Source organism: Ensifer sp. NPDC090286 (assembly GCF_044769565.1).
In the GTDB taxonomy this organism is placed as follows: Bacteria; Pseudomonadota; Alphaproteobacteria; order Rhizobiales; family Rhizobiaceae; genus Ensifer.
Window position 1 is genome coordinate 1,853,765 of the sequence record NZ_JBIVYF010000001.1, and the last position, 18,368, is coordinate 1,872,132.

Annotated in this window: 15 protein-coding genes; 4 read left to right on the forward strand and 11 right to left on the reverse strand. The window is 63.3% G+C overall.

Annotated features, from left to right (window positions below; all coding sequences use genetic code 11):
* Positions 1-19 precede the first annotated feature (19 nt).
* The gene (locus ACIQUG_RS09370; RefSeq protein ID WP_402320067.1) at positions 20-847 is read left to right on the forward strand and encodes a transglutaminase domain-containing protein; all 828 of its coding nucleotides are present in this window, start codon (positions 20-22) and stop codon (positions 845-847) included.
* 55 nt (positions 848-902) lie between these two features.
* On the opposite strand, the gene ACIQUG_RS09375 is transcribed toward ACIQUG_RS09370, so the two are convergent.
* From ACIQUG_RS09375 to chvE, 8 genes are all read right to left on the reverse strand, one after another.
* Positions 903-1,571 carry a hypothetical protein gene (locus ACIQUG_RS09375; protein ID WP_402320070.1) on the reverse strand — a complete coding sequence of 223 codons (669 nt, stop codon included), beginning with the start codon at positions 1,569-1,571 and terminating at the stop codon, positions 903-905.
* 257 nt (positions 1,572-1,828) lie between these two features.
* Complete coding sequence (locus ACIQUG_RS09380; RefSeq protein WP_402320073.1) at positions 1,829-2,137, reverse strand: hypothetical protein; 309 nt, start codon at positions 2,135-2,137, stop codon at positions 1,829-1,831.
* Between the two features lie 478 nt (positions 2,138-2,615).
* The gene (araD, locus tag ACIQUG_RS09385) at positions 2,616-4,361 is read right to left on the reverse strand and encodes an L-arabinonate dehydratase (protein WP_402320076.1); all 1,746 of its coding nucleotides are present in this window, start codon (positions 4,359-4,361) and stop codon (positions 2,616-2,618) included.
* A gap of 55 nt (positions 4,362-4,416) precedes the next feature.
* Positions 4,417-5,850: an aldehyde dehydrogenase family protein gene (locus ACIQUG_RS09390; RefSeq protein WP_402320079.1), complete on the reverse strand. Its 1,434-nt coding sequence runs from the start codon at positions 5,848-5,850 to the stop codon at positions 4,417-4,419.
* A 67-nt stretch (positions 5,851-5,917) separates the two neighbouring features.
* Positions 5,918-6,913: an AraD1 family protein gene (gene araD1 / locus ACIQUG_RS09395; RefSeq protein ID WP_402320082.1), complete on the reverse strand. Its 996-nt coding sequence runs from the start codon at positions 6,911-6,913 to the stop codon at positions 5,918-5,920.
* 168 nt (positions 6,914-7,081) lie between these two features.
* Positions 7,082-8,290, reverse strand: coding sequence for a multiple monosaccharide ABC transporter permease (gene mmsB, locus ACIQUG_RS09400; protein ID WP_043611659.1), 1,209 nt, complete (start codon positions 8,288-8,290; stop codon positions 7,082-7,084).
* Positions 8,290-9,825 carry a multiple monosaccharide ABC transporter ATP-binding protein gene (mmsA, locus tag ACIQUG_RS09405; protein WP_402320086.1) on the reverse strand — a complete coding sequence of 512 codons (1,536 nt, stop codon included), beginning with the start codon at positions 9,823-9,825 and terminating at the stop codon, positions 8,290-8,292. Before mmsA ends, mmsB begins: the two co-directional genes overlap by 1 nt.
* 97 nt (positions 9,826-9,922) lie before the next feature.
* Positions 9,923-10,990 (reverse strand): multiple monosaccharide ABC transporter substrate-binding protein, encoded by a 1,068-nt coding sequence (gene chvE / locus ACIQUG_RS09410; protein ID WP_034793892.1) that lies wholly within the window; start codon positions 10,988-10,990, stop codon positions 9,923-9,925.
* A 287-nt stretch (positions 10,991-11,277) separates the two neighbouring features.
* Here chvE and ACIQUG_RS09415 point away from each other — a divergent pair, with 287 nt between their 5' ends.
* Both ACIQUG_RS09415 and ACIQUG_RS09420 read left to right on the forward strand, forming a co-directional pair.
* Positions 11,278-12,249, forward strand: coding sequence for a LysR family transcriptional regulator (locus ACIQUG_RS09415; protein ID WP_043611663.1), 972 nt, complete (start codon positions 11,278-11,280; stop codon positions 12,247-12,249).
* Positions 12,250-12,324: 75 nt separating this feature from the next.
* Positions 12,325-12,774 carry a hypothetical protein gene (locus ACIQUG_RS09420; RefSeq protein WP_402320090.1) on the forward strand — a complete coding sequence of 150 codons (450 nt, stop codon included), beginning with the start codon at positions 12,325-12,327 and terminating at the stop codon, positions 12,772-12,774.
* A gap of 3 nt (positions 12,775-12,777) precedes the next feature.
* Here ACIQUG_RS09420 and ACIQUG_RS09425 read toward each other — a convergent pair whose 3' ends face one another.
* Positions 12,778-13,032: a hypothetical protein gene (locus tag ACIQUG_RS09425; protein WP_402320093.1), complete on the reverse strand. Its 255-nt coding sequence runs from the start codon at positions 13,030-13,032 to the stop codon at positions 12,778-12,780.
* A gap of 337 nt (positions 13,033-13,369) precedes the next feature.
* Here ACIQUG_RS09425 and iolG point away from each other — a divergent pair, with 337 nt between their 5' ends.
* Positions 13,370-14,362 carry an inositol 2-dehydrogenase gene (gene iolG / locus ACIQUG_RS09430; protein ID WP_034793914.1) on the forward strand — a complete coding sequence of 331 codons (993 nt, stop codon included), beginning with the start codon at positions 13,370-13,372 and terminating at the stop codon, positions 14,360-14,362.
* Positions 14,363-14,448: 86 nt separating this feature from the next.
* Here iolG and ACIQUG_RS09435 read toward each other — a convergent pair whose 3' ends face one another.
* Both ACIQUG_RS09435 and ACIQUG_RS09440 read right to left on the reverse strand, forming a co-directional pair.
* On the reverse strand, positions 14,449-16,809 hold the full coding sequence (locus tag ACIQUG_RS09435; RefSeq protein ID WP_402320098.1) for an EAL domain-containing protein: 2,361 nt from the start codon (positions 16,807-16,809) through the stop codon (positions 14,449-14,451).
* A gap of 117 nt (positions 16,810-16,926) precedes the next feature.
* The gene (locus ACIQUG_RS09440; protein WP_043611672.1) at positions 16,927-18,153 is read right to left on the reverse strand and encodes an ROK family transcriptional regulator; all 1,227 of its coding nucleotides are present in this window, start codon (positions 18,151-18,153) and stop codon (positions 16,927-16,929) included.
* Between the last annotated feature and the right edge of the window lie 215 nt (positions 18,154-18,368).

Consider the following 18,368-nt stretch of genomic DNA (forward strand, 5'->3'; position numbering starts at 1 on the left):
CTCTAGATCGGAGGATGGCATGCACCTGAAGATCAGCCACACGACCGAATATCACTATGACGAGCCCGTGCAGTATGCCCTGCAGCGCCTGCGGCTGACGCCGCTGACGCAGGTGGGCCAGACCGTGCTCGGCTGGGAGACCTTGGTCGATGGCGCTGCGATCGAAGTGAGCTACGACGACCACTTCGGCAACCGCGTTCATCTCGTCAGCGTCGACGGCGACCGCGATACGATCCACATCACGGCCTCCGGCGAGGTCCACACGGAGGATCGTGCCGGCGTCTTCGGGCCGCACCAATCCTACGTGCCGCTCTGGCTTTATGCCCGCGAAACGCCGCTCACCAAGGCCGGCAAGCTCATTCGCGACCTCTCGAAATCCGCCGAGGGCGACACCGACCTTGCCCGCATGCATGCGCTGATGGCGGCGATCCATGAAGCCGTGGAATACAAGCCCGGTGAGACCCACGCGGAGACGACGGCCGAAGATGCACTCGAAAGCGGTCGTGGCGTCTGCCAGGATCATGCGCATATCCTGATTGCGGCGGCGCGCTCCCTCGATCTGCCGGCACGCTATGTCTCGGGTTACCTGATGATGGAGGGGCATCCCGAGCAGACCGCCAGCCACGCCTGGGCCGAAGTCCACCTCAATGGGCTTGGCTGGGTGGGCTTCGACGCCGCCAACAAGATCTGCCCGGATGATCGCTATGTCCGCATCGCCTCGGGCCTCTGCTACCGCGACGCCGCTCCCATCTCCGGGCTGATCCACGGCGAGGCCAAGGAGACGCTGAAGGTATCGGTGACGGTCGAACAGCAGCAACAAAGCCAGAGCCAGTCGCAAAGCCAGTAGGTGACGCGACGGGGCGCAGCGTACGTCCCGTCGATCCAGACCCAAGTCTCAGGCGTTACCGCGAAGCGCTCGCCTGCAGGATGCGGCAGAGCGAAACCAGCCCGCTGTCATAACCGCCGCCAACGACATCGCGACAGCGTTTGATCAGCTTGACCCGCTCGCCAGCGGGCAGTGCATTGAACGCAGCCATCGAGGCGCCCGGCGAGACCGCACCGCCCGAACCGCCTCCGGTTCCGCCACCAACGCTGCCGCCACCCCCGGAGCTGCCGCCGCCGGATCCCGTTCCAACGCCCACGCCGAGCCCAAGCCCGACGCCGTTGCCACCGCCGGCATTGGCTTTCAGACCGGCACTCAGGCCATTCCGTCCACCGACCGTGGCGTTGACCGACGTGTTGAGCCCTTTGCCGCCACCAAGGCCGACATCGGCGTCGGCGTTGATGCCATTGGCACCGCCGGCGCTCGCCCGCACATCGGCATTGACGCCTTGCGATCCGCCGACAGAGGCGTTGGCGTTGGCATTGACGCCGTTTGCGCCACCGAGCGACGCATCGACATCGGCCTTAAGGCCGTTCGAGCCGCCGAGGCCCACATTGGCGTTCGGCCCATTCGCACCGCCGACGGACACGCCGACGCCAAGACCGTTGGCACTCTGCGAAAATGCCGGCTGAGACAGCGCCACCGTCGCAAGAAGACCGAGCGACAACGCAAGTACATTCCTCCGCATGATCGTCCTCCTTTTCAGGCTCGGGACCGGAATGGCCCCGGCAAAAGGGATACGTTCGGGGGTTGCCGCCGGTTGCCGCGGATCAGCCGAAAACAGAGGGTTTTGTGCTGTGTGGATAACACAAGGCAAAGATGCCGCCGGATGCGTGCCTTTTCGAAACGATGACCTATGACACGCACATAGGATCACCGCGCCGAAACCGATGCGGCGATCGTGTCTGAGGCTCCGCTCAATCGTAGCCGATCAAAGGAGGTCTATCAGACGCGCGACGCCGTCAGGCTGACCAGCGGCCCGAAAAAGCCGATGATGCGCGTAATGCGCGTCTGGCCGGGATTGAGGAATGCGATGTCCAGCCCCTCGGGGAAAGATGATCCGTCGGGCATCACAAACCGCCAGGCGAAGCGTGCGATGCCATGATGAACATCCAGGTCGCTTGTCCGCGTAATGCGCGCGCCCGGATGCCTGGCCTGAATGCCGGCGATATGCGCGAGCAGTTCCTCTGCGCCGACGGCATGAACCGTTGGATCCGTATACGTTGCGCCATCGGCCCAGATCGGTACCAGCAACGCCCGCCTCCGCTCGGCGTCCTCCGACGACCAGGCGGCGCAATAGGTATCGATGAGATCTGTCAACGGCACGCTTCTTCACTCCTTCGGATCATAGTTCCGACATGGCCCTAGCACTGCCGCGGCCGCCCCGTCTGCAGGCACGCACCGTCGCGGGGACAAACTATGACGTCGACGCTGCGACGCCAATACGCACCCAGTGGTAAGTGCTTACCCGGAGGTAAGGGAAGAGGAACAGGCCTGCGGACAAAGGCGGATTGCAGGCGCGAAGACAATCGCAGCGTAAAGGTTATAGGTCCGCCCCGCGGCGATGCTTGCGGGTGCGCCAGGCCTGTTCAGCGCAGTGGCCCCGACGCCGACACCTGGGACCGTCGCACTGCAATTACGGTGCGACGGCGACCTTTGCACGTCTGATATGACGCAAGCTGTGGTGCACACAGAAGGCACGAGCGGACCGTCCGCTCGTGCGCCGACAGCCTCAGTGGCTGTCGCGGTTCATCGGGATTTCCGCGCCGCGCGGGCCGACGAGGAAGTCGAGATCCGCGCCCGTGTCGGCCTGCATCACGCTCTTGACGTAAAGGCCGGCATAACCACCCTTGAGCGGCATCACCGGCGACACCCAGGCCGCACGGCGACGGGCCAGTTCTTCGTCGGAGACGTCGAGATGGATGGTGCGGGCCGGCACGTCGACGGCGATCATGTCGCCGTTTTGAACCAGCGCCAGCGGGCCACCGTCGGCGGCTTCCGGCGCGGTATGCAGGATGACGGTGCCATAGGCCGTGCCGGACATGCGCGCATCCGAGATGCGGATCATGTCGGTGATGCCCTTTTTCAGCACCTTCGGCGGCAGGCCCATGTTGCCGACTTCGGCCATGCCCGGATAACCCTTGGGGCCGCAATATTTCAGCACCATCACGCAGGTCTCGTCGATGTCGAGATCTTCGCGGTTGATGCGGGCGTGGTAGTCCTCGATGCTCTCGAACACGACGGCGCGGCCCTTGTGCTGCATCAGGTGCGGCGAGGCGGCCGACGGCTTCAGCACGCAGCCCTTGGGCGCCAGATTGCCGCGCAGCACCGCGATGCCGCCGGACTTCGTCAGAGCCTTCTCACGCGGCACGATCACGTCGTCGTTGTAGTTGACGACATCCTTGACGTCGTTCCAGATCGTGTCGCCGGTGACCGTCACAGCATCCTTGTGAAGCAGGCCCATTTCGCCCACGGCCTTGATCACGACCGGCAGGCCGCCGGCGTAATAGAACTCCTCCATCAGGTACTTGCCCGACGGCTGCAGGTTGACGATCGTCGGCACGTCGCGGCCAAGGCGATCCCAGTCGTCGAGCGTCAGATCGACACCGACGCGGCCGGCAAGCGCCAACAGGTGCAGCACGGCATTGGTCGAGCCGCCGACGGCGCCGTTGACGCGGATGGCGTTCTCGAAGGCTTCCTTCGTCAGGATATCCGAAGGCTTCAGGTCTTCCTTGACCATGTCGACGATGCGGCGGCCAGAGAGCTGCGAGATCACTCGGCGGCGGGCATCGACTGCCGGTATGGCCGCATTGCCGGGAAGCGTCATGCCGAGCGCTTCGGCCATCGAGGCCATCGTCGAGGCCGTGCCCATGGTCATGCAGCTGCCGGCCGAGCGGGCCATGCCCTGCTCCGCGTCCATGAATTCGGCGAGCGACATCTCGCCGGACTTCACCATTTCGGAGAACTGCCAGATCGCCGTGCCGGAGCCGACATCCTTGCCGCGCCACTTGCCGTTCAGCATCGGGCCGCCGGAAACGAGGATGACAGGGATATCGACGCTGGCAGCCCCCATCAACAGGCTCGGCGTAGTCTTGTCGCAGCCGCCAAGCAGCACGACGCCATCGACCGGATTGCCGCGGATCGCTTCTTCGACGTCCATCGCCGCGAGGTTGCGGAACATCATCGCCGTCGGACGCAGCGTGCTTTCGCCGACGGAAAACACAGGAAACTCGACCGGGAAGCCGCCGGCCTCGTAGACGCCACGCTTCACCCGCTCGGCAAGGTCACGCAGGTGCGCGTTGCAGGGCGTCAGCTCCGACCAGGTGTTACAGATGCCGATGATCGGCCGGCCATCGAAGGTGTCGGCGGGCAGGCCCTGGTTCTTCATCCAGGAGCGGTGCATGATGGCATTCTTGCCGGTGCCGCCGAACCAATCCTGCGAACGCAGCTTGCGCGGCCATTCAGCTTTCTTCTTCATCTCTTCCTTCCTTATGCGGCCCGCGCCGTTCACGCGGGCCCGATGACGGCGCGCTTCAGGCGAGCGTGTAGGCCGTCTTGACGGTTGTGTAGAACTCGGCGGCGTAGCGTCCCTGCTCGCGCGATCCGTGCGACGAGCCCTTGCGGCCGCCGAAGGGCACGTGGAAATCGACGCCGGCGGTCGGCAGGTTGACCATCACCATGCCAGCCTCCGCATTGCGCTTGAAATGGGTCGCGTGCTTGAGGCTGGTGGTGGCGATGCCCGACGACAGGCCGAAGGGCGTGTCGTTGGCGACGGCAAGCGCCTCGTCGTAGTCCTTGACCCGGATGACCGATGCGACCGGACCGAAGATCTCTTCGCGGGAAATACGCATGGCGTTCGTCGCCTCGGTGAACAGCGCCGGCTGCAGGTAAAAGCCGGGCGTGTCGCGCTTCAAGAGCTCGCCGCCGAAGGCAAGCTTTGCGCCTTCCTGCTTTCCGATGGCGATATAGTCGGTGTCCTGGTTGAGCTGGCTCTGGTCGACCACCGGGCCGATCTGGGTGCCGGCCTTCAAGGCGTCGTCAATGGTCAATCCCTTCATCCGCTCGCCCATGGCCGCGACAAAGCGATCGTGGATGCCCTCGGTGACGATGAGACGGGACGACGCAGTGCAGCGTTGACCGGTGGAGAAGAAGGCGGAATTGACCGCCGCCTCGACCGCCACCGACAGATCGGCGTCATCAAGGACGACGAACGGGTTCTTGCCGCCCATCTCCAGCTGGTATTTGCGATTGTGCTCGACGGAGGCCATCGCCACGCGTTTGCCGGTACCGGTCGAGCCGGTGAAGGTGATGGCGTGCACGTCGGGGCTGTCGAGCATCGCCTGGCCGACGACCGAGCCCTTGCCCATGACGAGGTTCAAGACGCCCTTCGGCAGGCCGGCGCGGTGGAAGATGTCGACGATGGCCCAGGAACTGCCGGGCACCAGCTCGGCCGGCTTGAAGACGACGGTGTTGCCGTAACAAAGCGCCGGCGCGATCTTCCAGGCGGGAATGGCGATCGGGAAATTCCAGGGCGTGATGATGCCGACGACGCCGACCGGCTCGCGGGTGATCTCGACACCGATATTGGGTCTTGCCGACGGCAGCACTTCGCCGGCCAACCGCAGGCATTCGCCGGCGAAGAAGTCGAAGATCTGGCTGGCGCGCACCGCCTCGCCGATGCCTTCGGCCAAGGTCTTGCCCTCTTCACGCGACAACAGCCTGCCGAGCTCGTCCTTGCGGGCAAGGATCTCGTCGGCGGTCTTCCTCAGGATCGCGTGGCGCTCAAGGATGCCGGAGCGCGACCAGGCCGGAAACGCCGCCTTCGCAGCGGCAATCGCCGCACGTGCATCGTCCGCAGACGCACGCGCATATTCGCCAACCACGTCGTTGGTGTCGGACGGGTTGATGTTGGCAACCCCGTCACCGCCGACCCATTCGCCGGCAATCAGGTTTTGGTGCAATGTCATAGGCTTCGAGCCTCCGTCATGAACGCGAGCGACCGTCCCTCTCGAACGGTCGCGCCTGGGAGATGTGTCAGAGCTGACGGATCGCGACTTCTTCGTCAGCTGCGATCGCAAGCGCGTTGCGAAGCGGAAGGCCGAAACCATCGGCCTCGATCTCGAACACGTCGCCTTCCTCGGTGCGGATGCCGTCACCGAAGGACAGCGTTGCCGTCCCGAACATGTGGACATGCACGTCGCCCGGCTGGCGGAACAGGCCATATTTGAAGTGGTGGTGCTCGAGATTGGCAAAGCTGTGCGACATGTTCGCTTCGCCCGACAGGAAGGGCTTTTCCCACAGCACCTTGCCGCCGCGCAGGATGCGTGACATGCCCCGGATATCCTCCGGCGCAACCCCGATGCGGATTTCCGGGCCGAAGCTCGCCTGACGCAGTTTCGAGTGCGCCAGCCAGAGGTAGTTGACCCGTTCGGTCTTGTGGTCGGAGAACTCGTTGGCAACGGCGAAACCGATGCGGAACGGAAAGCCCTTGTCGGAGATCACGTAGATGCCGGCCATTTCCGGCTCTTCGCCGCCGTCTTCGGCAAAAGCGGGCGAAACGAGCGCATCACCGGGCGCCACGGCTGATGTGCCGTTGCCCTTGTAGAACCATTCGGGCTGCACGCCGGTCTCGCCTGATTTCGGCTTACCGCCTTCGAGGCCCATACGGAACATCTTCATCGAGTCCGTCAGCGTTTCCTCGGCTGCCTCGCTTGTCTTCTTGTGCATGGCGTCGCGGGTCGCAGCCGAGCCCAAGTGCGTGAGCCCCGTACCGGTCAGGTGCAGGTGCGCCGGATCGGGATGGGTGATCGGCGGCAGGAAGCGTCCCTCCGCATAGGCCTTGTCGAGGTCGACGGCAACCCCGAGACCCTTGGCCTCGATCGTCTCCTTCAGGCTGCGACCGGCATTGGCCGCTTCCATCGCCAGCGCATAGACGCTCGCCGCACCGTTGACCGCATGCGCCGCCTCGCCGGGCTGCCGCACCGCCACCGTGATCGATCCGTCTTCGTTCCTGATCTGCGAAATCAGCACGATGCTATCCTTCCTATCGTCTCGGGTCGCTGTATTCGCCTTCTCGAGGCAAAAGCGTCCCCGTGGGTGGCTCACGCCACCCAATTCCGGCGGACCAATCCGCCGATCCTGGCAGCCGCGGCTGCCGGTGAATGTTACTGGTTTACGCCGGGTCTTATGGCTTTCCGCTCAACCCTTGTTCTTGTTGTAGACATCGAAGAACACCGCAGCGAGGAGCACGAGGCCCTTGATCAGCTGCTGGTAATCGATGCCGATGCCCATGATCGACATGCCGTTGTTCATCACGCCCATGATGAAGGCGCCGATGACAGCCCCGATGATCTTGCCGACGCCGCCCGACGCCGAGGCGCCGCCGATGAAGCAGGCCGCGATGACGTCGAGCTCGAAGCCGACGCCGGCCTTCGGCGTTGCCGAATTGAGGCGGGCGGTGATGATCATGCCGGCGAGTGCCGCCAGCACGCCCATGTTGACGAAGGTGTAGAAGGTCAGCCGCTCGGTGTTGATGCCCGAAAGCTTCGTCGCCTTGACGTTGCCGCCCATCGCATAGATGCGGCGGCCGATCGTCGAACGGGTGGTGATGAAGGTGTAGAGCGCAATCAGCACGGCCATGGCGATCAGCACGTTTGGCAGGCCGCGATAGGTCGCAAGCTGGAACCCGATGAAGAGCGCCACGGCGGCAATGACCGCCATCTGCACGGCGAAGAAGATGAACGGCTCGTTTTCCGTGCCGTGCTGCTCGTTGATCTTGCGGTCGCGAATGCCCGCATAGATCGCGTAGCCGACGAGCGCGATGACGGCGACGAGCGCTACCATGTTCTGGATTGTCTCGGGCGCCGGGTTGAGGAAATAGAGGAAATCCGGAACGAAGCCCGTCGACAGCAGCTGGAATTCCTTCGGGAACGGACCGATCGGGCGGCCGCCGAGCACCACATAGGTGAGCCCGCGGAAGACCAGCATGCCGGCCAGCGTCACGATGAAGGACGGGATCTTCTGGTAGGCGACCCAGTAGCCCTGCGCCGCCCCCATGATGCCGCCAACGATCAGACAGGCGGGGATGACGACGATGGCCGGCAGGCCCCATTTGACCAGCATGATCGCCGAAATCGCGCCGATGAAGGCGACGATCGAGCCGACCGACAGGTCGATATGCCCGGCGACGATGATCAGCAGCATGCCGAGCGCCATGATGACGATGAACGAGTTCTGCAGCACCAGGTTGGTGATGTTGACCGGTTTGAACAGGACGCCATTGGTGACGAACTGGAAGAACAGCATGATCACGACGAGCGCGACCAGCAGGCCGTATTCGCGGATGTTGTTCTTGAGGTAGTCCCCGATCGAGGGCTTGTTGTTTTGGGTGCTCGTATCGGCGACCATTAGTGTTTCTCCCCTGAACGCATGATGGCACGCATGATGGATTCCTGGCTCGCTTCCGCCTTCGAAAGCTCCGCGACGATGCGGCCCTCGTTCATGACGTAGATGCGATCGCAGGTTCCAAGCAGCTCCGGCATTTCCGATGAAATCATCAGGATGCCCTTACCCTCGGCGGCAAGCTGGTTGATGATGGTGTAGATCTCATACTTCGCGCCGATATCGATGCCGCGTGTCGGTTCGTCGAGAATGAGAACTTCCGGATTGGTGAACAGCCATTTGGACAAGACGACCTTCTGCTGGTTGCCGCCCGAAAGGTTGACCGTTTCCTGATAGATCGAGTGCGAGCGGATGCGCAGCTTCGAGCGATAGTCGGAAGCGACCTTCGCTTCCTTGCGATCGTCGATGACGCCGTTCGCGGCCACCGCCTTCAGGTTGGAGAGCGTCGTGTTCTCCTTGATGTTGTTGATCAGCACAAGGCCGAGCTGCTTGCGGTCCTCGGTGACATAGGCAAGCCCCGCATCGATCGCCCGCGGAATGGTGCTGACGTCGACGGGTTTGCCGCGCATCTTCACGTCGCCGGTGATCTTGTGCCCCCAGGACTTGCCGAAGAGGCTCATCGCCGTTTCGGTGCGCCCTGCCCCCATCAAACCGGCAATGCCGACGACCTCGCCGGCGCGCACCGTAAAATTGACGTCGTGCAGGAACTGACGATCGCGGTGCTGCTGATGGAAGACGTTCCAGTTCTTCACTTCGAGCAGCGTCTCGCCGATATCAGGTTCGCGCGGCGGATAGCGGTCTTCCATGGCGCGGCCGACCATCCCTTTGATGATCCGGTCTTCGCCGATGTCTTCGCTGTGACAGTCGAGCGTCTCGACCGTGCCGCCGTCGCGCAGGATGGTGATCTGGTCGGCGACCTTCCGGATCTCGTTCAGCTTGTGCGAGATGATGATCGAGGTCATGCCCTGCGTGCGAAACTCCATCAGGAGCTTCAAAAGCGCATCGGAGTCGGTTTCGTTGAGCGAGGCGGTCGGCTCGTCGAGGATCAGCAGCCGCACCTTCTTCGATAGCGCCTTGGCGATCTCGACCAGCTGCTGCTTGCCGACGCCGATGTCGGTGATCAGCGTTGCCGGGCTCTCGCTGAGGCCAACCTTCTTCAAGAGTTCCTGTGTGCGGGCGAAGGTCTGCGGCCAGTGGATCACGCCGTTGCTGGCGATCTCGTTGCCGAGGAAAATGTTTTCGGCGATCGACAGCAGCGGCACCAGCGCCAGTTCCTGGTGAATGATGATGATGCCGAGGTCTTCGCTGTCGGAAATCGTCGAGAAGCGGCGGGCTTCGCCACCATAGTGGATCTCGCCATCATAGGTGCCGGCGGGATAGACGCCGCTCAGCACCTTCATCAGCGTCGACTTGCCGGCGCCGTTTTCGCCGACGAGCGCGTGGATCTCGCCTTCGCGGACCTTGAAGCTGACATTGTCCAGCGCCTTGACGCCCGGAAACGTCTTGGTGATGCCCCGCATTTCAAGAATGATATTGTCCATGTTCAGTCATTCCAGCGGCAGTCTTCAAGAGAGTACCGGCTCCGTCATCTGGATAAAAGGGCCCGCGCGCATGCACGGGCCCTCACGCTCAAAAAGATCAGTTGTTGATCTGGTCTTCGGTGTAGTAACCGGAGGAAACCAGCACGTCCTTGATGTTGGACTTGTCGACGGCAACCGGCTTCAAGAGGTAGGACGGTACGACCTTGACGCCGTTGTCATAGGTCTTGGTGTCGTTCACTTCCGGCTCCTTGCCTTCCATGATCGCGTTGACCATGCCGACGGTGACCTTGGCGAGTTCGCGCGTGTCCTTGAAGATCGACGAATACTGTTCGCCGGCAAGGATCGACTTGACCGACGGCAGTTCGGCGTCCTGACCGGTGACGGCAGGCATTGCCATGTCGCCCGAGCCGTAACCGACGCCCTTCAGCGCCGAGATGATGCCGATCGACAGGCCGTCATAAGGCGACAGAACGCCATCGACCTTGGCGTCGGTGTAGTTCGACGACAGCAGGTTTTCCATGCGGGCCTGGGCAACGGCACCGTCCCAACGCAGCGTGCCAACCTGGTCCATGCCCTTCTGGCCGGACTTGACGACGATCTTCTTGCTGTCGATCAGCGGCTGCAGGACCGACATCGCGCCATCGTAGAAGAAGAAGGCGTTGTTATCGTCAGGCGAACCGCCGAACAGTTCGATGTTCTTGGGCTCGGTTGCGCCGTCGAGCTTGAGGCCCTGAACGAGCGAGGTTGCCTGCTGCACGCCGACCTGGAAGTTGTCGAAGGTGGCGTAGTAGTCGACATTGCCCGAGTCGCGGATCAGACGGTCATAGGCGATGACCTTCACGCCCGCGTCATGAGCCTTCTGCAGGATGTCGGAAAGCGTCGTGCCGTCGATGGCGCCGATGACCAGAACCTTGGCACCCTTGGTCACCATGTTCTCGATCTGGGCGAGCTGGTTCGGGATGTCGTCGTCAGCGAACTGCAGGTCCGGCGTGTAGCCGGCTTCCTTGAACAGCTTCTCCATCGTCTCGCCGTCGGAAATCCAGCGGGTCGACGTCTTCGTCGGCATGGAAATGCCGACCGTGCCCTTGTCCTGCGCAAATGCCGGTGCAGCGAAGGACGCGATCGAAATCGCGGCGGCTGCGAGAAGCGAAGTCATCAATTTCATCAGTTCTCTCCCAAAAAAGTTGAAGCCGGCAGGCGAGAGCCTTTCCGTCTATGCGCAGCAATCCGCCGCCCGAGATCTTCGTCTCCGGCTGCGGTCAAGGTGAAGGAGAGGCCTCCCCGCCTCGCATGCTCCTACATGCGCTGGCACATAAGCAAAAACTGGAATGAAACCATATAACTGTCAAATACAATATTGCTTTGAATACATACCAAAAATGATATATCGAGCGCAAACAGTGTGATTTTTGAAAATCCCTGAAAATCAAATAAAAAAACGCAGAGGTTGAAATGCGCGATCAGAAACCGAGCACCGCCGGCGAACTCGTCGATTCGACGCTTTTCCGCTCGGGCCTGAAGATCAGCCACCTCCGCCTGATTCTCGCGATCGACGATCACCGCCGTATCAGCGCCGCCGCCGACGCCCTCGGCATCTCGCAACCGGCCGCATCGCGCATGCTCTCGGAAATCGAGACCATGCTGAAGGCGCCGGTGTGCGAACGCGTGGCGCGCGGCGTCCTGTTGACGCCCTATGGCGAAGCGCTGGCGCGGCGCGCGCGCAGCATCTTTCTGGAGCTGCGGGAGGCATCGCGCGAGATCAACGAGCTGAAGACCGGCAGCGGCGGTTCGGTCTCGCTCGGCTCTGTCACGGGCCCGGCTCTCAACCTCGCTGTACCCGCCATCCGCCAGGTGATGACCGCCTATCCCGGCATCGAGATCAACGTCCAGATCGAAAACAGCAACGTGCTGGCAAGGGAACTGCTCGCCGCCCGGCACGACTTCATCATCGGCCGCATCCCCGACGACCAGCCGCCGCGGCTCTTCAACATGGTGGAGATCGGCTACGAGGAGGTCTGCCTGATCGTGCGCGACGGCCATCCGCTGCTCGACAAGCCCATGGTCGTCGCCGAGGACCTGCCCTCCTATGACTGGGTATTCCAGCCGCCCGGCACGCTTCTGCGGCGCGCGGTCGAAGACAGTTTCGTCGCGGCCGGGGTGCGGTTGCCGGCGACCGTCATCAACACCTCGTCGATCATCCTGACGCTGTCGATCGTGCGCAACACAAACGCAATTGCACCAGTGGCGCTCGACGTCGCCAACCTGATTGCCGGCAACGGCACGCCGGCCGGGGAAATCCGCATCCTGAAGACCGAGATCCCGATCCGCATCAAACCCTATGGGCTGATCACGGCCGAGGGACGCGCGTTGCCGCCGAGCGCCAAGCTGCTCTACGACCTGATCCTGAAGCAGGGCCGCGCCTGATCAGCCCGGGCATAATCACGCTGATCAGCCCGGGATAATCTCCGCCTGCCATTTTGCAAGGTGATCGGAGACGTCATGTTTGGAATGTCAGTCTTTCAGTCGGTGCTCGAGCGGCTGAAATCGGAAGAGGATATCGAATCGGCACCGGCCGAAGCGACGCGTGTCGCCACGCCTTATGCCCCGGCATTCGACAACACTTTTGCGGCCGAAAGCGCCCGCTCGGCTGCCTTCGGCGCCGTCGAGCGCGCCTATCTCGATGCGTCTTTCGTGGAGCCGCCGCCGCCACCGGTCATGCCCAATTATCTCAGCCGTACGACGCTTGCCGACGTGGCCGAGGAACTGGCGCTTGTCGACGGCGAAACGCAAATGACCCTTGCGGCAAAACGGCGGGCCTTCGCGGCCCTGAACCACCCGGACCGGCTACCGGCCGCCTTCCGTGCCAATGCCACCGTGCGCATGAAGCTCGCCAACATGCTGATCGACGAAGCCGCAAAGCAGATGCGCGCCATCAACCCGGCGCCGTGAACCTCAGGCGGCAGCGTCGCTCCCGTCGCCCTTGCCTTGCCCCTCGCCCCCAGCTTTCTCGACGCCCTTCTCGCTCGGCTTGTAGAAAACCAGGAGCGCTGCCGAGGCATAGGCGGTGACCGCGAGGAAGATCATCCCCCACATCGTCTGCTCGCCCAGGAATTCGACCACTGTCCAGACGCCGCAGAAGCCCACGATCAGAAGGCGGATCCACAGTGGGCGGTAGAAGGGATGGTCCGGGTCGATGAACTTGAGCATTCTGTCCTCTGGTGGCCTTGTCGCGTGCGTCCCATTTAGGGGAAATTCGTCGCGGACGGCAAGGCCATGGCCTCCGACTCCCCTTGACGGGCACAATAAAAATGGAATAAAAATTCCGAAATAATCCACATCGGCGACTTCGTTCCAAATGAAAGAAGTGACCGAGTGGAAACGGAGGCATCAAGGGAGAGGCGCTGGCGCAGCGTTCCAACGCGCGGTCTTTCGTGGCAATTCTCCAACCCATTCGCGGAAGCAGCGTTCCGCGGCGCCTTTGCGCGATGAGCGCCGATCATCACGCCCCTTCCCGGTCGCGAACCGGAATTCGAGAGAAACAGAGATGACAGTCAGATTTGGTCTTCTGGGCGCCGGCCGCATCGGCAAGGTTCACGCGAAAGCCGTCAGCGGCAATCCGGACGCTGTGCTTGTTGCCGTCGCCGATGCCTTCCCCGCCGCCGCCGATGCCATCGCCAAGCAGTATGGCTGCGAGGTCCGCACCATCGAAGCGATCGAAGCGGCCAAGGACATCGACGCCGTCGTCATCTGCACGCCGACCGATACCCATGCCGACCTGATCGAACGCTTCGCCCGCGCCGGCAAGGCGATCTTCTGCGAAAAGCCCGTCGATCTCGACGCCGAGCGCGTCAAGGCCTGCCTCAAGGTCGTGAGCGAGACCAAGGCTAAGCTGATGGTCGGCTTCAACCGCCGCTTCGACCCGCATTTCATGGCCGTGAAGAAGGCGATCGACGCCGGCAAGATCGGCGACGTCGAAATGGTGACGATCACCTCGCGCGATCCGGGCGCCCCGCCGGTCGACTACATCAAGCGCTCGGGCGGCATCTTCCGCGACATGACCATCCATGACTTCGATATGGCCCGCTTCCTGCTCGGCGAAGAGCCGGTCTCGGTCACGGCAACCGCTGCCGTTCTCGTCGACAAGGCGATCGGCGAAGCCGGCGACTATGACAGCGTCTCGGTCATCCTGCAGACGGCGTCCGGCAAGCAGGCGATCATCTCCAATTCCCGCCGCGCCACCTACGGCTACGACCAGCGCATCGAAGTGCACGGCTCGAAGGGCGTGGCTTCGGCCGAGAACCAGCGCCCGGTCTCGATCGAGATCGCCAATGGCGACGGCTACACCCGCCCGCCACTGCACGACTTCTTCATGACCCGCTACACCGAAGCCTATGCCAACGAGATCGAGAGCTTCATCGCCGCGATCGAAAAGGGCGCGGAAATCACGCCATCGGGCAAGGACGGCCTCGCGGCCCTCGCACTTGCCGATGCGGCTGTGAAGTCGGTCGTCGAGAAGCGCCAGATCAGCGTCGCCTGAGCGTTCGGCCGACAGACGATCAAATGAAAAGGCCGGGCGTTATGCGCCCGGCCTTTTCCTATCCACACTGCCCGGTCGTAGCCGCTTCAGCCGTCGGCGCGCGCCGGCACCTTCTCCCAGCGCGCGGTTTCCTGGCCGGTACTGGGGGCGGCCCCCGGCCTACCGGAGAGGAAGCCCTGTATCTGCAGGCAGCCCTCCTCCGCGAGGATCTGTCTTTGCCGTTCGGTTTCGACGCCCTCGGTGACCACCGCAAGCCTGAGGCTGTGGCCAAGCGCGATGATCGCCCGGACGATCGCCTGCGCCGAAGGGTCCTTTTCCAGCGCCGCAGTGAAGCTGCAATCGATCTTCAGCTTGTCGAAGGGGAAGGTCTGCAGGTTGCTGAGCGACGAATGGCCGGTGCCGAAATCGTCCATGACGATCCGCACGCCAAGCACCCGCAGACGCACCAGCACGGCCAGCACATCCTCGCGATTGTGCATCAGCGCCGCCTCGGTGATCTCGAGCTCGAGCCGCCAGGGATCAAGGCCGGTGCGGCGCAGGATGTTCGCAACCTGGTCAAAAAGATTGGGCAACAGGAATTGCACGGGCGAAATGTTGACGGAAATCGGCAGGGGTTCGTTCCACTTCGCCGCCTCCGTGCAGGCCTGCTCCAGCACCCATTCGCCGATCTGGATGATCGAGCCGCTCTCCTCGGCGATGGGGATGAAAATATCCGGGCCAATCAGCCCGCGCTGCGGATGCTCCCAGCGCAGAAGCGCCTCATAGCCGATGACCCGGTCGCTCTGGACCTCGACCAACGGCTGGTATTCGAGGAAGAACTGCCGGCGAAGCACCGCATGGCGCAGGTCGTTTTCGATCTGGCGGCGGGTGCGGACTGCCTCGTCCATCTCCCGGTCGAAGAAGCAGGCGATGCCCTTGCCGCTTTGCTTGGCGCGGTACAGCGCCGTGTCGGCATTGTTGCGCAACTGATCCGCCGTCTGCCCGTCGGCCGGAAAGATCGCAGCCCCGATGCTGACGCCGACGGCGGTCGGGTCGCGATTGGTGTCCATCTCGGCGGCAAACAGCGCCAGGATCCGGTCCGTCAGCTGCCGCGCCGCCTCCGGCTCCCTGCCGCCCACCTGGATGATCGCAAATTCGTCGCCGCCGAGCCGGGCGATCGTATCCTGCTCGCCGACGGCCGCCCGCAGGATATCGGCGACCTTCCTCAGGATGCGGTCGCCCTCGCCGTGGCCGAAGATGTCGTTGACCGCCTTGAAGCGGTCGAGATCGAGGCAGAGGATCGCCAGCTCCTCGTTTCTCGCAGCCGCCGCCGCCAGCGTCTGGGCCAGCCTGCGGTCGAAGAAGGCGCGGTTCGGCAGATCGGTGAGCGCGTCGTGATGCGCGAGATGCTCGATGGTGCGCTCGGCTTCCTTGCGCGCTCTCAAATCGCGCACGAAGATCACCTCGCATTCGCGGCCGCGATACTCGATCGTCCGGCACATGAACTCGACCGGGATCGTTTTCCCATCGGTATTCAGAAGTTCGATTTCGCCAGGACCGTCGCCGCGCCTGTGGCCTTCAAGCCCCTCATCGCCGAAGACGAAAATCTCTCCTGGGCCCCGCCCCGACAGCTCCCACAGCTTTCGTCCGGTCAGATCGCAAAACCGCTCGTTCGCCTCGACGATCACGCCATTGAAGACGATCGCCATGCCTTCAAGCGATGCATTGGCGAGCCCGCGCAGGTCCGTCAGGTGCCGGTCGAGAAAGAGCGCGCCGAAGGCGAGCACGATCAATGTCGTCGAAGCGGCAATGACGCCGCCCGCAAGCCAGGCGGGATGGATAGTATCGGCAACGGCGACATCGGCCTCGGGCACCAGCGTGATGCCGCTCATCGAAGTGAAATGCAGCGCGCAGATGCCGACGACCAGAAGCAGCGACGCAACGACCATGCGCCGCACGCCACGCAAGAGCTGAAAGGCGTAGAGCGCGGCCCCGGCCAGCATCGTCCCGGCGAGCACGGCGGAGACCGTCGTTTCGGGATCGTAAGAAATATGCCCCTGGATCTCGATCGCCCGCATGCCGGTAAAGTGCATCGCCGCAATGCCGGCGCCGAGCAGCAGGCCGCCGCAGGTCATCGAAAGATGCGAGCGCCCGGCAAGACCGATCGCAAAGGCGAGCCAGGACGCTGCGATCGCCACGGCTACCGAGAAGAGCGTGCCCCAGGCGCCATAGGCGACGGGAACGCCGCCATCATAGGCGAGCATGGCGATGAAATGGGTGGACCAGACGCCGATACCGCAGGCAAAGCCGCTGGCCGCGATCCACAAACCGCGTTGGCTGCCTTCGCTTCGCTGCGCGCGCAACAGGAGCAGCATCGTCGCGACGCTGCCTGCCAGGCAGACGATCGCGGCAACCAGGATGAGGCGCCAGTCATGATCGTCGCGTATGCATGCAATCACTGAAAACATAATCGTCTCCCGCGTCAGGCCCACCTTGACAAGGAGTCGCTAAATAACTGTAAATTGCATCGCTGGAATTGTTCACCTTCGGCACAACCCCAAAAATGGTTGCGCCGAAAATTCGCCTCAACCGTGCATCGCGGATGCGCCGACGCTGGCGGTATCGCCATCGATCGCGCCGAGCGCCCGTGCCAGGTGCCCCTCGAAAACCAGGCGCTGCTCATCGGCAACGACGGTGATTTCCGGCGCCCCCTGAAGCCGGATCTGCATCGATTGGGCGAGCCCCTCCTCGATCCCCGGCAGCATCAGATCGAAGTAGCGCAGGCCCGGTCCGGTGACATGGACGGGCATCCGCTCATAGAGGCTCAACATGCGCGAGATGCCGTTGCCGAGCGCGATGCCCGCCTGGCGAAAGGCGTAGCCGGCCATGCGGTGGCCCTGCCGTGCGCTGGCGGCGATCTTGTCGAGTTCCGTTACCGGTACGAACTTGGCGGGAATGGTATCGGCCGGCACTTCGAAGGCTGCGCGCAGGATGCCGTAGAAGCCGGCCGCCGCCTCGATGCAGCCATAGGCGCCGCAGCGGCAAAGGCCCGCCGACGGCATGTGCAGCATGTGGCCGAAATTCGGCGCGCTGACGTCCATCTCGCCGCTCTGGCTCTTGCGCGCGACCCCGAGCCCGATGCTGTGCCCGAGCGAGATCGCCGCCAGCGCTCGAAAACCGCTCTCCGGCTTGCGCTCCGCCTGGGCGGCAAGTGCCTGCGCGACCAGAAGGGTTTCGTTGCTGAGCATGACCTTCGCCCGCCAGTCCGGCGCGAGCAGCGCGGCGAAATCGAGCTCCTCCCGTCCGAACACCGGCGACCACAAGAGCCGCGCGGACGCGCCGTCGACCAGGCCCTTGCTGCTGATTGAGACAGCCAGCACCTGGCTGCGCTCCAGTCTCGACCGTTGCAGCAGGCGCTCGAGCGCATCGACGAATGCCCGGGCGAAAGGGGCGGTACCGCGCTCGTCGTGGTTTCGGGTCTCGTCGAAGCGGTCGAGCAACGTGCCGCCGTAATCGACCAGCGAATATTGCACGATGTCGGACGAGATCCGGACGACGATCAGATGGCCGTGATCGCGGCGTGGCGTGAACAGCACCCGGGGACGCCCGCGCCCGCCCTGGACCTGCTGCTCGGCCTTGGCGAGCACGCCGGCCTTTTCCAGCTCCGCCGTGATCGCCGAAACGGTCGCCGAGGCAAGCCCGGTCTCGGAAGAGATTTCCGTATGGGAAAGATTGCCGGACCGCCGGAGCGCCGCAAGGACCAACGCGCTGTTTTGCTGACGCACGAGCTCAGTGCTGGACTTGGTCAGCATGAGACGTCCCTGTCAGTGGCGGATCCTTCGAACACATGCCCCTCCCAAAGCATCTGTTGACCGGCAAGACAAGGCGCCGAACACCTTGTCGACAGCCTTGTGGCACCGATTTTCGGGACGGTCGAGAAACATCGGACACGACCGCTCGCGGAGCACCTTGTTGATGCCGCAACCGACGCTTTCACGCCGTGTTGACAGCCTCAAAAATCCATGAC

Bases quoted from the DNA above. Each gene is read 5' to 3' on its own strand.
- ACIQUG_RS09370 (WP_402320067.1), top strand. From the start codon at position 20: ATGCACCTGAAGATCAGCCACACGACCGAATATCACTATGACGAGCCC.
- ACIQUG_RS09375 (WP_402320070.1), bottom strand. From the start codon at position 1,571: ATGCGGAGGAATGTACTTGCGTTGTCGCTCGGTCTTCTTGCGACGGTG.
- araD (WP_402320076.1), bottom strand. From the start codon at position 4,361: ATGAAGAAGAAAGCTGAATGGCCGCGCAAGCTGCGTTCGCAGGATTGG.
- ACIQUG_RS09390 (WP_402320079.1), bottom strand. From the start codon at position 5,850: ATGACATTGCACCAAAACCTGATTGCCGGCGAATGGGTCGGCGGTGAC.
- mmsB (WP_043611659.1), bottom strand. From the start codon at position 8,290: ATGGTCGCCGATACGAGCACCCAAAACAACAAGCCCTCGATCGGGGAC.
- mmsA (WP_402320086.1), bottom strand. From the start codon at position 9,825: ATGGACAATATCATTCTTGAAATGCGGGGCATCACCAAGACGTTTCCG.
- chvE (WP_034793892.1), bottom strand. From the start codon at position 10,990: ATGAAATTGATGACTTCGCTTCTCGCAGCCGCCGCGATTTCGATCGCG.
- ACIQUG_RS09415 (WP_043611663.1), top strand. From the start codon at position 11,278: ATGCGCGATCAGAAACCGAGCACCGCCGGCGAACTCGTCGATTCGACG.
- ACIQUG_RS09420 (WP_402320090.1), top strand. From the start codon at position 12,325: ATGTTTGGAATGTCAGTCTTTCAGTCGGTGCTCGAGCGGCTGAAATCG.
- ACIQUG_RS09425 (WP_402320093.1), bottom strand. From the start codon at position 13,032: ATGCTCAAGTTCATCGACCCGGACCATCCCTTCTACCGCCCACTGTGG.
- iolG (WP_034793914.1), top strand. From the start codon at position 13,370: ATGACAGTCAGATTTGGTCTTCTGGGCGCCGGCCGCATCGGCAAGGTT.
- ACIQUG_RS09435 (WP_402320098.1), bottom strand. From the start codon at position 16,809: ATGTTTTCAGTGATTGCATGCATACGCGACGATCATGACTGGCGCCTC.
- ACIQUG_RS09440 (WP_043611672.1), bottom strand. From the start codon at position 18,153: ATGCTGACCAAGTCCAGCACTGAGCTCGTGCGTCAGCAAAACAGCGCG.